The 14,070-nt window shown below is 33.0% G+C and carries 15 protein-coding genes and 1 other annotated feature; of the genes, 5 read left to right on the forward strand and 10 right to left on the reverse strand.

Translation table 11 applies throughout. The annotated features are described in order from the left end of the window. Positions 1–167: 167 nt before the first annotated feature. The 6 genes from ACWV26_RS10180 to ACWV26_RS10205 all read right to left on the reverse strand — a co-directional run bounded on the left by ACWV26_RS10180 (position 168) and on the right by ACWV26_RS10205 (position 5,903). The gene (locus tag ACWV26_RS10180; protein ID WP_455894653.1) at positions 168–692 is read right to left on the reverse strand and encodes a tubby C-terminal domain-like protein; all 525 of its coding nucleotides are present in this window, start codon (positions 690–692) and stop codon (positions 168–170) included. 235 nt (positions 693–927) lie between these two features. Then, the gene (locus ACWV26_RS10185) at positions 928–1,374 is read right to left on the reverse strand and encodes a CoxG family protein (RefSeq protein ID WP_455894654.1); all 447 of its coding nucleotides are present in this window, start codon (positions 1,372–1,374) and stop codon (positions 928–930) included. Positions 1,375–1,477: 103 nt separating this feature from the next. Further along, positions 1,478–2,722, reverse strand: a complete 1,245-nt coding sequence (locus tag ACWV26_RS10190) for a glutamate-5-semialdehyde dehydrogenase (protein WP_455894655.1) — start codon at positions 2,720–2,722, stop codon at positions 1,478–1,480. A 17-nt stretch (positions 2,723–2,739) separates the two neighbouring features. Then, positions 2,740–3,828, reverse strand: a complete 1,089-nt coding sequence (proB, locus tag ACWV26_RS10195) for a glutamate 5-kinase (protein WP_455894656.1) — start codon at positions 3,826–3,828, stop codon at positions 2,740–2,742. Positions 3,829–3,869: 41 nt separating this feature from the next. Beyond that, positions 3,870–4,085, reverse strand: a binding site (T-box leader). Positions 4,086–4,164: 79 nt separating this feature from the next. Continuing rightward, positions 4,165–5,181: an ABC transporter permease gene (locus tag ACWV26_RS10200; RefSeq protein ID WP_455894657.1), complete on the reverse strand. Its 1,017-nt coding sequence runs from the start codon at positions 5,179–5,181 to the stop codon at positions 4,165–4,167. Then, positions 5,178–5,903 carry an ABC transporter ATP-binding protein gene (locus tag ACWV26_RS10205; protein ID WP_455894658.1) on the reverse strand — a complete coding sequence of 242 codons (726 nt, stop codon included), beginning with the start codon at positions 5,901–5,903 and terminating at the stop codon, positions 5,178–5,180. Before ACWV26_RS10205 ends, ACWV26_RS10200 begins: the two co-directional genes overlap by 4 nt. 248 nt (positions 5,904–6,151) lie before the next feature. Between ACWV26_RS10205 and ACWV26_RS10210 the strand changes: the two genes are divergently transcribed. The 3 genes from ACWV26_RS10210 (at position 6,152) to ACWV26_RS10220 (ending at position 7,718) form a co-directional block, all read left to right on the forward strand. Beyond that, entirely contained in the window at positions 6,152–6,409 is a 258-nt protein-coding gene (locus tag ACWV26_RS10210) for a hypothetical protein (RefSeq protein ID WP_455894659.1), read from the forward strand. A 46-nt stretch (positions 6,410–6,455) separates the two neighbouring features. Further along, a complete protein-coding gene (locus ACWV26_RS10215; RefSeq protein ID WP_455894660.1) occupies positions 6,456–7,076 on the forward strand; it encodes a TetR/AcrR family transcriptional regulator in 621 nt (206 codons plus the stop codon). Between the two features lie 153 nt (positions 7,077–7,229). After that, complete coding sequence (locus ACWV26_RS10220; RefSeq protein ID WP_455894661.1) at positions 7,230–7,718, forward strand: hypothetical protein; 489 nt, start codon at positions 7,230–7,232, stop codon at positions 7,716–7,718. 68 nt (positions 7,719–7,786) lie between these two features. Here the strand turns inward: ACWV26_RS10220 and ACWV26_RS10225 are convergent, their stop codons facing one another. The 3 genes from ACWV26_RS10225 to ACWV26_RS10235 all read right to left on the reverse strand — a co-directional run bounded on the left by ACWV26_RS10225 (position 7,787) and on the right by ACWV26_RS10235 (position 11,253). Further along, on the reverse strand, positions 7,787–7,972 hold the full coding sequence (locus tag ACWV26_RS10225) for a hypothetical protein (RefSeq protein ID WP_455894662.1): 186 nt from the start codon (positions 7,970–7,972) through the stop codon (positions 7,787–7,789). A 594-nt stretch (positions 7,973–8,566) separates the two neighbouring features. After that, the gene (locus tag ACWV26_RS10230) at positions 8,567–10,000 is read right to left on the reverse strand and encodes a M20 family metallopeptidase (RefSeq protein ID WP_455898222.1); all 1,434 of its coding nucleotides are present in this window, start codon (positions 9,998–10,000) and stop codon (positions 8,567–8,569) included. A gap of 5 nt (positions 10,001–10,005) precedes the next feature. After that, complete coding sequence (locus ACWV26_RS10235; protein WP_455894663.1) at positions 10,006–11,253, reverse strand: MFS transporter; 1,248 nt, start codon at positions 11,251–11,253, stop codon at positions 10,006–10,008. 189 nt (positions 11,254–11,442) lie between these two features. Here ACWV26_RS10235 and ACWV26_RS10240 point away from each other — a divergent pair, with 189 nt between their 5' ends. Both ACWV26_RS10240 and ACWV26_RS10245 read left to right on the forward strand, forming a co-directional pair. Next, positions 11,443–12,738, forward strand: coding sequence for a transcriptional regulator (locus ACWV26_RS10240; protein ID WP_455894664.1), 1,296 nt, complete (start codon positions 11,443–11,445; stop codon positions 12,736–12,738). 169 nt (positions 12,739–12,907) lie between these two features. Beyond that, positions 12,908–13,246, forward strand: a complete 339-nt coding sequence (locus tag ACWV26_RS10245; protein ID WP_455894665.1) for a 2Fe-2S iron-sulfur cluster-binding protein — start codon at positions 12,908–12,910, stop codon at positions 13,244–13,246. A gap of 3 nt (positions 13,247–13,249) precedes the next feature. Here the strand turns inward: ACWV26_RS10245 and cdaS are convergent, their stop codons facing one another. Further along, positions 13,250–13,858, reverse strand: coding sequence for a sporulation-specific diadenylate cyclase CdaS (gene cdaS, locus ACWV26_RS10250; RefSeq protein WP_455894666.1), 609 nt, complete (start codon positions 13,856–13,858; stop codon positions 13,250–13,252). Positions 13,859–14,070: the final 212 nt, after the last annotated feature.

Below are 14,070 nucleotides of genomic sequence, written 5' to 3' on the forward strand. Positions count from 1 at the left end.
AATACATTTATAGTATACATCTTATTTTATTATGAGTAAAATGAATGTTAAGAAAGACACCTATATATATAATTCATAGTTTAGAGCAAATTTCAAGTTCATTAGTTGCTTTTTCATATTTGCTTCATGACCAAATTTAGATGTATATCAATTTCCATTAGTATTTATCAGCCACCTATATATAAAACACATTGGCAAATTGCAATATAAAAGGCCGGATTATTTATTATTGCATTTTCTTCAAGTTGTAATTCGATGTGAAATTCATTGTCTAGAAGTTTTGCTTGCCATTTTGCCACCACTAAATTATCTACTAAAAAGAGTGACCAATCATCCATTTCTTTATGTATTTTCATGATAAAGTCATCTTTTTTGATGATAAGATCTGGAATTAGCTGTTGCCATCCATCATAGTCAATCATGTATTTTTCTTTCGTTTTTTCATCAATTGCCTCAAAATAAATTTTGCCTTTTTTCGATATTTTCTTACAGGTGAAAAGTTCTTGTTTTTTTAAATCATATGTTTTGTATGTTAAGAAATATTTATTTTCTAACAAACGGTCCAGTGTGCGTTTGATCCCATTGCTGTATATTCTTTGACATGTATAAACGGTTTCTTTTTGTTCATTTTTGATTGTTAAAATAGGGGTTTCTGTAATGGTATTTGGATGGGTATAAAAATAACTCTTCATATATAACTCCTGACTTTTGAAAATATACTTCATTAATTTCATAAACAAAATTGCATAATTGTTCCGCTTTTTTATCGGATCTTTGTTTATTTAATTTTATTCCCTATTAAAAACTATATCTAATAAAGGGAGACAAAACAATGAAATGGCTATCAAGATATATCAGAATGACTAATTAAAAGGAAAAAGGTATCGAAAGAGCAACTCTTCGATACCTTTATGGACAATACTTAAATTAAGCATTAACCAATTGAATTTTATTGGCAACACGATTTGTAAGGACACTTGTTGCTTTTGGAAGTACTGCTGTAAAGATTGGATTTAGAATTGGAGCAGCTAATCCGCCTGCTTTTACTTCTAAATGTCCTGTCATTTGTGTTTTGTTTGCATCGATTGCAACATCTTCAAAGTAACCATTACCTGAAAATTTATCGGATAATCCTGTTAACTCAAAGTTGATTTTAGATGGTTCTACGAAATCAATAATATCAATTTGTATTTTTACTTCTTTTTTTAATGCACCTACATTTCCAGCGAAAGTCCATGTAGATCGTTTTTCATCGATGATTTCATGTTCGCGGTACCCTGGTACAAGTGTAGCCCATTTTTCCATTTGACTGACAAATTCCCATACTTCTTTTTGAGTTGCTTGTACTTCTACTGTGTGTGATGCTGTTGCCATAATTGGTCACTACTTTCTTATTTGTAAATTATTAAAATCTGATAGTAATTATACTATAGACTCGTCCTTTCATCGACCAAAATTCATTAATTTTAATCTATTTTTAACGTGTTTGTCCACTACCTGAAATATAAAATTTCGATGATGCTAAAGCTGGTAACCCCATTGGACCTCTCGCATGTAGTTTTTGCGTACTGATCCCAATTTCTGCTCCATACCCAAATTCAAAACCATCTGTAAAACGTGTGGATGCATTATGATAAACTGCTGCAGCGTCTACATTCGTTTGGAATTTCGATGCATTTTCTTTACTTTCAGTAACGATTGCTTCAGAGTGTTTCGTTCCATATTGGTTAATATGCAAAATCGCTTCATCAACATTCTTTACAATCTTCGCACTGAGCGTTAATGCTAAATATTCAGTTGCATAGTCTTCCTCAGTAGCCGGCTTAACATTAGCGTTCAACTGCTGAACATGTTGATCACCAATTATAGTTATATCTTTCTGAAGTAGTGTGTCTATCAATTCACTACCGTACTTTTCATACCAATTTTCATGTATTAATAGACTTTCAGCTGCGTTACAAACAGAAGGTCGTTGTGTTTTTGCATTGATCACAATGTCTTTTGCCATTAGATAATCTGCAGTTTCATCTATATATATATGACAATTTCCAGCACCCGTTTCTAATACTGGAACAGTTGCTTTCGAAACGACTGTATCAATAAGGTTTTTGCTTCCACGTGGTATAAGAACATCTAAGTATTCTTTTAAATGGAACAATTCTTCAGCAGCATCATGAGATGTATTTTCAATAAGTTGTACAGCATCTACAGGAAGTTTTGATTGACCTAATGCATGTTTGATTGATGCCACTAAAGCTATATTAGAATATTTTGCAGAAGAACTTCCTCGAAGAATTACTGCGTTTCCTGTTTTTAAAGTAAGTGCAGCAGCATCTACAGTAACATTTGGACGTGCTTCATAAATCATGCCAATCACACCAAGGGGTACACGTTTTTTCTCAATATGAAGACCATTGTCTTTCTCAATATTTTCAAGTACTTCCCCAATTGGGTCAGGCAAACTAATCACCAATTCAATTCCTTCAACAATACCCTTTAATCGTTCTTCTGTTAAAAATATACGATCAAGAATAGACGCAGACAGTCCTTTTTCTTGACCATTCAGTATATCTTTTTGATTTTCTTCAAGAATGAATTGTTGGTCTTCAAGTAGTTGATTGGCAATTAATTGTAATGCCTCATTTTTTTCAATTGTTGTTTTTTGATTCATCTCATAGCTTGCAATCTTTGCAAACTTTCCCTTTTCATGAACCTCTGTCATCTACAGTTCCCCCTTATTTATATTTGAACAAAGCGATCACGATGGATTACTTCAATAGAAGGAGCATTAAAATCCGATGTTCTTTTTCCCATTGATTGTTCTAATTGGTCGGACGAATATAGAACCTCTCCCCTACCTAATAACCCATGTGTACCATATACTTCTACTACATCACCAGTAGAAAATTCCCCTGCTAAATCAATGACTCCTGCAGGTAACAAGCTTTTCCCCTGTTCCATTAAGGCGATCTCTGCCCCATTATCAATGGTAATTTTACCAGCGACAGCTGAGAACAATGAAATCCATTGTTTTTGGCTTGGCAAGATGGGTAGTTCTTCTTTTTCAATATAAGTTCCATCTCCATGGCCATTCAAAATGCCAAGCAGTTTATCTTCACCTGCACCACAACCTATAAATACTTTAACGCCTAAGTCAAACGCTGTTTTTGCAGCATATAACTTAGATTGCATACCGCCAGTCCCTACTTTTGAGCCTTCTGACGTTGCATAGCCAAGCATTTCATCTGTAATTTCAGACAATTGATTGATACGAATGGCATTTGGATTTTTCTTCGGATTTGCATTATAAAGGCCATTTATATCTGTTAGAATAATCAGTTGATCTGCATGCACTAAACCACTTACTAAGGCTGATAACATATCATTATCACCAAATGTTAATTCTTTTACAGAAACGGTATCATTTTCATTGATAATTGGCATGACTGATCGCTCTAATAATTCAGACAATGTTGCATAAGCATTTTTGTAACGATTTTTTTTGGAAAAGTCTGTTCTTGTCAACAAAATCTGTGCAGTGACGATGCCGAATTCATTTAATTGCTCAGTATACGATTGAACGAGTAAACTTTGACCAACAGCTGCAGCTGCTTGCTTACCTTTAATTGTGACGGGTCTTGATGAATATCCAAGTTTTCGGAATCCACAAGCGACTGCGCCTGAGGATACAAGAACGACTTCATGGCCAGCTTGTTTTAATTTTGCAATTGCCTGTATATGATCATGAAATTTCTTTTGATCAATTTCACCCTTAGAATTGGTCAAAGAGCTGCTCCCAATTTTCACAACAATACGTTTCTTTTCCATTGCAAATCCTCCTATTAAAAAAACCCTTTCCATCCTTAAAATTTAAGGACGAAAAGGGTTATTTTCGTGGTACCACCTTAGTTGAACATCAAATTCGATATTCCACTCATTCCTCATAACGCTTGAGACTGCGCCTAGTTTTGCTAGGAGCTATGAAGTAGGTTCCGCATAGTTCTATTACAATGTCTTTCAGCCGGTGAACATTGCTCTCTTTTACAGAAGGGATACACGTACTAGTCTTCAATTTTTGCATTTATATTTATATATTAGAATGCAACAGTTTAAATTGAATGTCAATATGTTCATACTAAATTTTAAGATTATATTTGTTTTCTTTTATAGAGCACGATATTTTTTTAATGAGAGAATATTTAACATGATAAATATTATGGCAAATCCAACTAATACGGATAAATCTAAAGTAATATCATGAAAACTATACCCTTTATACATTACTCCAGTAATAGCATCTGAAGCATAATACAGTGGCATAACCCTACCGATATTCACTAACCACTCAGCCATCCCATCCATCGGAAATAATCCTGTAAAGAATATTTGCGGGATAATGACCAATGGGATAAATTGCACCATTTGGAACTCCGATGAAGCGAAACTTGACAATAGAATCCCGAGAGACAAGGCAACTATGCTTAAGCAAATATTAATCAGTAGTACATTCCAAATCGAGCCTACCAATACAACATCTAGAATATTGACTGCATAAAAAACAACAAGTAAAGTTTGGATAATAGCAAAAATCCCATATCCTACTAAATAACCTATCACGATTTCATAACGTTTGATTGGTGTTGAGAGCAATCTTTCTAAAGTTCCCGTTGTGCGTTCTTTTAATAACGCAATTCCAGCAATTAAAAAGACAAAGAAAAATACAAAAAAACTAACTAAAATGGGACTAATCACATCAAATAGTGCAGTATCCTGATCTCCATATACATAATCAATCGAAATAGATGAAGTTTGTTGTGGCGTGCCTGAGAGTGCTTGTTTTAGCTTTAATTGGAGCGCCTTCGCACGACTTGGTTGATCATTTTGTAATGTTAACAAGAGTTTTCCATCTCGAACTTCTAACCATCCATCGAGTTTCTCGTTTAAAGCTTTTTTTGTTGATAAACTTTCAAACTTCATAACTTTTATATCAGACTTTTCAATTGTATTCACAATTTTTCCATTAACATTCACAACACCTAATGTTGTATCTACTTCATTTGAATGAAATATAAAGTACATCAAACTGAGCACAAGTAATGGGGCCAAAAAGAGCAGCGCCATTGTTCGTTTATCTCTAAAAATTTGTTGAATGATTCGGGTTACTAATGCGAATATTCTCAATTTTGATGACCTCCTGCTTTAAGGAATACATCATCAAAGTTGTCTGCTTCGAATTGTGTTTTTAGCTCTGCAGGTGTGCCTTGTGCAATTATCTTGCCTTCTCGCATTAATGCCAATTCGTCACATTTCTCCGCTTCATCCATGACATGTGTTGTGATGAAAATTGTTTTTTGTTCTTCGTCTCGTAATCTTTCAAGTTCTCGCCAAATGGTTTTCTTTAATGCGGGATCAATACCTACGGTTGGTTCATCTAAAATTAAAATTTCTGGATTTTGAATCAATGCAATCGCAAGTGAAAGTCGGCGTTTCATCCCGCCTGAATAATCCTGTACTTTTCTTTTTAGGAAATCTGTTAATTGCACTACTTCAGCAGCATAGGCAATTTGTTGAAGTCTTTTCATTTTCTTAAATCCATACAATTTAGCATAAAATTGGAGATTTTCATATCCTGTTAAATCAGTGTACAACGCATCGGATTGAGCCATATACCCTATTTTATCTAATAAATCAAATTGAGGAACTGATTTGTCTAAAACTTTAACATTTCCATGGTCTGCTTTTAACATGCCAACCATCACTTTAATTAAAGTTGTCTTTCCACAACCAGAAGGTCCAATCATACCGAAGATTTTCCCTTTTTGAACAGATAGGTTAATATCTTGCAAAACTACATGTTTGTGAAATTGTTTAGTCACATCAGTAATTTCAACAGAAACACTCATTTCGATCATCCTTTCACTAAACACGGTGTTGATTATATAATAAGTGTAAGTGAGTCCCCCTTAGAACTCAATAAACAGTCTTTTGGAATGTGTTGAGTATAATTATTACTTCTAACAATGTACATTCATAAAACACTTTTTTGACAGTGGTGAGCTATAATTTTTAGGAGATTTTTCATGTAAATAGTTGTAAATCATATAATGGATTACAAGGAAAAATTTCAGCTACTACTACTGGGAGGTATTTCATGAGAAATGATCAAACTAATAATCATCTAGAATCACCTGAAAATTATGCTGCAAAATTAGCAGTTATCGTAAGTGCAATTTCAACTCTTGGAGATGGACTCTCAACAATTGCTGCATCAATTGCCCTACAGCAAGAAGTCATTGAGGATACAAAGAATCATCAAAAAGATGAAAATAATTCTAATCAAATTGAACAATTACAAAAGCAAATGAGTCAATTGTCTAAAAGAATTGCTAAGCTAGAACGAACTAAATAATTATTTACATAAACTTTTTTATTTTACGAAAGGTATCTGAAACTCAATGAGTAAATTCCATGAACAAATGAATTTAGACACAAAGCAAAAATTACAAGATGCATGTATTGCCATTATGTCAGAACACGGAATTCAAGGTGTCACTGTTCAAGGTTTGGCTGCTAAAACCGGTCTTAATCGTGGCACCTTTTATTTGCACTATCTAGACAAATATGATTTATTGACTCAAATCCAAGAGCGATTACTAACAGGATTAGAAGCATGTTTGAATGATATGGAACCTTTAGAGGGACTAGGTTTTATAGAAATGGGTAAACCCTACCCTCCTATCATTCAAATGTTTACCTATTTTAGTTCGGAATCAACTGCTTTTAAAGTACTTCTTGGACCAACGGGAGATCCCGCATTTTCAAAAAAGATAAAAAACTTATATAAAGAAACGATCCTCAAAAAAGTCCTTTCCCATATGCCAAATGAGAGAACAAAAGATGATCAATATAATGAAGTAGTATTTTTCAAAAACTATTTTATATCTTTTATTACTTCAGCTATTTTCGGTGTAATAGAGGAATGGTTAGCGAATGGAGCAAAAGAAACAGCTGAAGAGATGGGAATGATTCAGTATCAAATCGTGAGGGCTATTCGTTTTGAATTAGGAAAACAATGATATCAATTGGCTTAAGTCTTATATATATATCAACTACATGAATTTCTCAAATAAAAATGAGTCTGTGTATTGTTTTTTAAAATTAAATGAAATTTTTTCCTATTCTAGGTTAATTTATTTATAGTTATTGATAATAGTATGGATGGTGAAATAATGCAGATTTTAATATTCACTTGTAGTTTAATGTTTATTTATTTTAATTATTTCGTTTTAAAAAATTTAATCAAATCAAATCAAGAAACGTATAAAATAAATAATCGTCATATTAGGCTATTAAAGCTGGTTAAAGTTGCACCAATTATTGCCTTTCTTATTTTATTAGGTTTAGTTTTGATTTATTTCCATACAAAGGAAGAGATTAGGCTATCACACGCTTGGTATGATTCGCAATTTTGGGCTTATGCTACTCTTTTGTGTTTCTTCTATAGAATAACTAAAAATAAACTTAGTCTTATATTTAGTGTACTTTCAATTTTTATAGCAATTTACAATACTCCATTATTTCATTATGAACATTTATTTGTAGGTAGCAGTATCATTGTTTCTGATATTTTTGGAATACTGATGTTTATATCTATGTGGTTAACCATTTCGAAAATCAATATTATAAACCTCAACAAGATTCCAGATTCCATTACATAGCCTAAATGAAAAGTACCACAAATCGAAACAATGTATATCGTTTCATTTGTGGTACTTTTTTGATTCAATTATTGATTTAGCTTTGATTGGTTTTCTTTCGCAGATGGTTGACCATTATTTTCATTTTGATTTTTAGCTTTTGCCGCATTGTTTTGGCCAACAACATCTAAATCATCCGGGCTAAGATCATAACCGTAGCCAAATTCTTCACGATCCACGTTATTCTTATTCTTATTATTTTTTTGTTTTGCCAAGTTAAATCACCTCCAGCCATTAGAATTAGTCAAAACTTTGGATTTTATTCTTATTTAAATGTAAATGTTTTGTAAAGAATATTGTTCAAGATTTTTACCGTTTTAAAACAGTGAGAATCTTCACCGTTTTCTTTTATTTATTTTATTTTTATTTTATTTTTCTTATTGTAAAATCCTTATTCTCTATATAGACTAACGAGGTATATACCAATAATGTTTTTAGTATGTTAAATGCTAATAGTAGTCATAGAATTGGACAAGGGGTACACTAAATTTTAGCGTACCCCTTGGATTTCTATATATTAGCTAATTTTTGAAAGTCAAATTTCAACCCGATCATCCGGGGAATATACTAGAGAACCTCAATTCTCTCTTACTTGCCGCGGTAAAATTCCACTGGAAAGTTCTCTAACTTAAGCAACGCGAACCCTACCTTCTTTCGCGTCCTTGTGACCCCAAAGCCACGCCAGTGTGAATAAGTATCTTCAAAAACATATAGTAGAATGCCAATAACTTCTAATTAGCTAATCAGCATAAATATCATTATCTCACAATATCGTAATTTTGTCTACTATATTATAATTCTTCAATACATTATTTTTCATTTTGTCCTGGCTTTATTGATTGTGGAATTGGACATTTATATCTATTTCCATCTAGACTTTCTTCTAATTCTGCTTTTGCTTTAGCAAGGAGTTCAGGATTTTTCATAACCTCAAGAGCTGTACCAGCTATTACTTTACCAGCTTGTAACATTCCTTTTTGTCCAATCGAGGTAGCTCCTATCGATACAACTTGCCAAGTATGTGCAGGTGTACCGATTACCCAACATGCTGTACCTACTTGAGCTGTTGGTACAAGCCAACTTACATCACCCACATCTGATGATCCGCCTAATTTTTCATCAATATCGCGATCAAAATAAGGTTTAATGATATCAGCAATCGATTTATCTTTTAATTTTCCTGCAAATTCTTTAGGTAAATTATTTAAATCAGATTGAATATCTTCTTTCGTTAAAGTTGATTGTAATTTTCTAGCAAAATCCATTTCTTCTTCTGAATAAACTGGAACACCAATTTCATTAAATACTTCTGCCATTTTCGTATTCAATGTATTATTTGGAATCACATTTGAACATGCTTTATCAAATACAATTTCAACATCTGTTCCAGTCATCAATGCTGCACCTTTGGCAATATCACAAACACGTTCATAGATTTCTTCTACTTGTTGATTTTTTGGTGCACGAACCAAATATAATACTTCCGCATTTTCTTGCACGACATTTGGAGAGAAGCCACCAGTATTCGTCACAGCATAATGGACTCGAGCATCTTGGATAATATGTTCTCTTAAATAATTGACACCGACATTCATTAATTCAACTGCATCTAATGCACTTCTTCCTAGATGTGGAGAGACTGCAGCATGTGAGCTTTTTCCTTTAAAGCGGAAAAAAGCTTGAATATTCGCTAAAGAATTTCCTGGCAAAATTCTGTTTACAGTCCAAGGGTGCCAGCATAAAGCAAAATCTACATCTTTAAATACGCCAGCTCTGGCCATATAAGTTTTTCCAGAACCACCTTCTTCAGCAGGGCAGCCAAAGTATTTAACTGTACCGATGATTCCTTCTTGTTCCATATAGTCTTTTAATGCTACAGCTGCTGCAAGTGATGCAGTACCTAATAGATTATGTCCGCAACCATGACCATTTCCACCAGATACTATCGGGTTAGCTGTAATTTCACCACCCTCTTGACTAAGTCCTGATAAAGCATCATATTCACCTAAAATCGCTACAACAGGTTTTCCTGAACCAAAGCTTGCTACAAAAGCTGTAGGCATTTCAGCTATTCCTCTTTCAACTAAAAAACCTTCTTCTTCCAGTACGCTTGTTAATAATTTTGCAGATTTATGTTCAGTAAAACGAGTTTCGGCATATTCCCAAATCTCTTTACTTGTATCAATCCATTTTTGTTTTTTATCTTCAATTAAATCCACTAATTTTTCAACATCGCTAAGCATGTCGATCACACTGCTTCACTCCCAACTTCATTACTCAATTTTTGTGCTTTTGAATTTTTCTCTCCGTCTCCTTTCATATTTAGAAATAGACTTGCAATAATTGGAATTACTAATGAAACGATTAGCAAAACAAAAGCACCATTGTATGACCCATGGAATACTGAAATCATATAACCCATTAACGTTGGAGCAAGTGTTCCTGCCATTTGTCCACCAAAATACATCATCCCTACTGCTGAACCCATTGAATTTTGACCATAGTATTTTAAAGGTAATGCAAGGACAACTGAAATTAATCCAACGCCAAAATATGCAAAACATAAATCTGTCACTGCTAAGGAAACGCTTCCAGCACTGATAGTAAAATAAAGTGCGAATATTGAGATTAATGACCCTAAAATAATAAGATATTTTTCTTTCCCAGGTTTTAATTTATCTAATATCCAAGAACTTAACAAAATACCAATTAAAGAACATGCGGTTGGGATCATTGAGATGGCCCCTGTTTTCACTAGTTCCAGATGACGTGCATTTACCCAATAAGATGGCAACCATGAATTTAGTCCCCAGTTCACCATACTCATACCGAAATAGATTAACATTAACAACCAAACTGATTTCATTTTCAAAACGTTTAAATAGGAAACTTTATTTCCGTTTTTTTCCTTCTTTTGTGAAGCTCTGTTAGGTAAGAATTTCCAAAGTAAAATCATGAATACAAAACCTAGAATCCCAAAAATATGGAACATGTTTTGCCAACCAACATTTTTGATTAATACTGCTGCTAATAATACTGAAATAATAGAACCAATTTGTGTTGAAGCTGACAATACACCTTTAGCTCGTCCACGTTGCTCTTTTGGAAAATTCTCTGCTAATGCGACTGAACTTGCTGGAGGGAAACTTCCTTCACCTAATCCGAACAGGAATCGTATAGCAATTAATGACACAAATGACCATGCAAACCCAGTAACTACAGTGAATATGGACCAGAATAATAGTGAAAATAAAATTACTTTTTTTGATCCATACTTATCTGTTAGCCATCCCCCAAGTAGTTGCATAAAAGCATAGGCTAAGAAGAAACTACTAATAATCATCCCACTTTGTGTAGTAGTTAAATGAAATTGTTTTGAAATAGATATTAACGCAACTGACATTGAATTTTTGTCTAGATAGTTTACTACCCAAGTTAAGAAAAGCAGCGTTAATACAATCGTTTTATTTTTGTTGTTGTATACATTTTCTTGCATAAAAGCACCCCTTGTTACTAATTTCGGACCTATTTAAGACATGTCCGTTAACAGAATTATAGCAAAAGCAAAATAACTTGGCAATAATTCTGAAAAAAATAATTATTCCATAATACTAATAAGTACATAAAAATGGAAATACATTGTATACTTACATTTAGAGAAAATTTTAGAAGGGTAAGAGAATACATGATCAAACTCGGTGTGATTACCGCCCAACATTCAATTAATTCAATTAAAAAAATCGAGCCATTGTTAGAAGGTCAATGCTCGATTACATATATTCCGTATAAAAAAATTGATGAAATTACTCTTTTATATAAAAATAACCATTTGTTTTTTGATGGTATTTTATTTAGTGGTAGCATGGGCTACACAATTGCTAAACAAGATTTGAAAGAATTTGAGACACCTACCTACTTTTTAGACATTACGGAAGGTGACTTTTATAAACAATTGTTTGTTATTAGTAATTCAAACAAAACGATTAAATTTTCAAGAGTTTGCATGGATTTATTCAACACTGAAAACAACTATCAAAGCTTATATGAAGTATTACCAGAAGATGAATTTCCCCAGTTAATCGAATTAACGTTTAACAATGACTTATATGAAGATGCCTTTTCAAAATACTTATGTTTATGGAAAGAAAAAAGAATTGATTTAGTTGTTACTAGAATCAGTAATATAGTAAATTTATTAAAGGATGCAGGTATTCCGACCGTATTTATTTTCCCATCGACTGAATCGCTTCTTGAGCAAGTAAAAAATATAGCCAATGAATTGCAAATTACCAATTTACTTGATCAACAAGATGCAATCGGAGTTGTTTCAATTGACAAGAATAATGATGAATTAAATAATATTAAGCTCCATAAGGCTTTACTTGAATATAACGATTTGCATCATGAGCTATCTGCCATTGTGAAAAAGGATGATAATTTTCAAGTGATTACCTCACAAGCAGATTTGAAAATGTTAACAAATGATTATCAATCATGTGGTTTGCTAGAATATTTAACCGATGTACTATCTCTACAAGTACACATAGGTTGGGGAATAGGAACTACGTTTTATCAAGCAAGCTCTAATGCATATACTGCTCATGCTCAGGCAGTTAGTACCAATAGTTCTTGTTCTTATGTAATTACAAATAATGACGAAATCATTGGTCCACTTGGAGAAGATACTTGTTTACAATTTACCAATAAAATTGATACACAATTGCAAAATTTAAGTGAAAGTATTGGCATTTCAACTATGCAAATACAAAAAATATTAGCACTGCTTCAAAAGCTACAAACAGATGAAATCACTGCTGAAGATTTAGCCTATCAACTTGGGGTATCCGTTCGTCAAGCAAATCGTATATTAAAAAAGATGGAAGATAAAAAAGTTGCTATGGTTACATTTAAGAAATCAGAAAAGCTACGTGGTCGGCCTAAAAAGCAATATAAAATTGACTTTTCGAATGTTGGAAATTAATTAAAAGAATTTAAATATCAAGTACTCGTAAAAAAGACTTAAAGAGGTTATTTGCTCTTTAAGTCTTTTTTTATCATTGGAAATCATTTGCAATGTCTAAAGAATGTACGACTGGGTGATAATAAAAAAATAACTGTTATTTTATCTATTTTAATTGAGGTGAATCAATATGCCGTGTGTAACAATACTTGGTGGGAAATCATTTGAAGTTGAAAAAGGAACAAAATTAGTGCTTGCCTTGGAGGATAACGGTGTTAATATTCTGCATCGTTGTGGAGGGAAAGCAAAATGTACTACATGCAGGGTAGAGATTTTAGCTGGAGACTATTTAGAAATAACCAGTAAAGAAAAGAAAGCTTTTGTAAATAAAGGGGTTGATCCTCATATATATGATGATTTTTTGCGTTTATCCTGTCAAATTATTGTCAATGGAGATATTACAGTACGTCCAATCATGACCTCTGAAAATACCGGCAAATCTCCTGGCCCAAGACCTGATGATGTATAAATTTCACAAGGTTACTGGATAAAGTTTACCATTAACAGCGAATGATACCTTACCTGTTTCCTCAGAAACGACAAGTATTAGGGCATCACTTCTCTCTGATAGACCTAAAGCTGCTCGATGGCGCGTCCCTAATTTTTTATCACCAGTTGATTGAAGTGAGAGCGGAAGTACATTCGCTGCTGATTCAATATGATTATGACTGACTAATACTGCTCCATCATGTAGTGGATTACCCGGATAAAATATGGACTCTAACAATGGATGAGTTAACTCTGCCTTTATAGAAATTCCTGGTTGCATTAATGGCACAAGTGAATCTTCCCTTTCAATCACGATTAATGCTCCATGTCGTACAGTTGATAAATTTTGCGCACATTTTGAGATTTCCGGATATTTATCTGTATACGGAGATAGGTAGCAATTTAAATAAAACGTAGCTGCTTTCATCTCAATCTCTTCAAATTTCTCTTTGGCATCTTCTAAATTCCCAAGAAGACAGTAATTATCTTCCCCCATACTATCTAAGCTAACTTTTAAAGAACCCATCAATAGGACGATATCTTCTTTTATAATTTGTTGCATCGGTGTGAAATCGCAGTTTCCGTTATTCACGTACAAGCATCTCCTTTGCCCATCTGCTTACTTTTATCTAATTATTTTCATACTAAAAGTTTGTCTTAATTAGTGTTATTTATTCTTTTGAATTATATTAAGCAAAATGTAAATATGAATTTTTAATTTCTGTATTTTTTGTTTTCTCGCTTACAGATTAAAGAGATAAATTTCCCATGCCAAATCTAAAAAAGACAAGAACTGTTTTTAGC

It is taken from the genome of Rummeliibacillus sp. JY-2-4R (assembly GCF_053847205.1).

Excerpts from the sequence above, each read along its gene's own strand:
- ACWV26_RS10180 (WP_455894653.1), bottom strand. The coding sequence starts at position 692 with ATGAAGAGTTATTTTTATACCCATCCAAATACCATTACAGAAACCCCT.
- ACWV26_RS10185 (WP_455894654.1), bottom strand. The coding sequence starts at position 1,374 with ATGGCAACAGCATCACACACAGTAGAAGTACAAGCAACTCAAAAAGAA.
- ACWV26_RS10190 (WP_455894655.1), bottom strand. The coding sequence starts at position 2,722 with ATGACAGAGGTTCATGAAAAGGGAAAGTTTGCAAAGATTGCAAGCTAT.
- proB (WP_455894656.1), bottom strand. The coding sequence starts at position 3,828 with ATGGAAAAGAAACGTATTGTTGTGAAAATTGGGAGCAGCTCTTTGACC.
- ACWV26_RS10205 (WP_455894658.1), bottom strand. The coding sequence starts at position 5,903 with ATGAGTGTTTCTGTTGAAATTACTGATGTGACTAAACAATTTCACAAA.
- ACWV26_RS10210 (WP_455894659.1), top strand. The coding sequence starts at position 6,152 with ATGAGAAATGATCAAACTAATAATCATCTAGAATCACCTGAAAATTAT.
- ACWV26_RS10215 (WP_455894660.1), top strand. The coding sequence starts at position 6,456 with ATGAGTAAATTCCATGAACAAATGAATTTAGACACAAAGCAAAAATTA.
- ACWV26_RS10220 (WP_455894661.1), top strand. The coding sequence starts at position 7,230 with ATGCAGATTTTAATATTCACTTGTAGTTTAATGTTTATTTATTTTAAT.
- ACWV26_RS10230 (WP_455898222.1), bottom strand. The coding sequence starts at position 10,000 with ATGCTTAGCGATGTTGAAAAATTAGTGGATTTAATTGAAGATAAAAAA.
- ACWV26_RS10235 (WP_455894663.1), bottom strand. The coding sequence starts at position 11,253 with ATGCAAGAAAATGTATACAACAACAAAAATAAAACGATTGTATTAACG.
- ACWV26_RS10240 (WP_455894664.1), top strand. The coding sequence starts at position 11,443 with ATGATCAAACTCGGTGTGATTACCGCCCAACATTCAATTAATTCAATT.
- ACWV26_RS10245 (WP_455894665.1), top strand. The coding sequence starts at position 12,908 with ATGCCGTGTGTAACAATACTTGGTGGGAAATCATTTGAAGTTGAAAAA.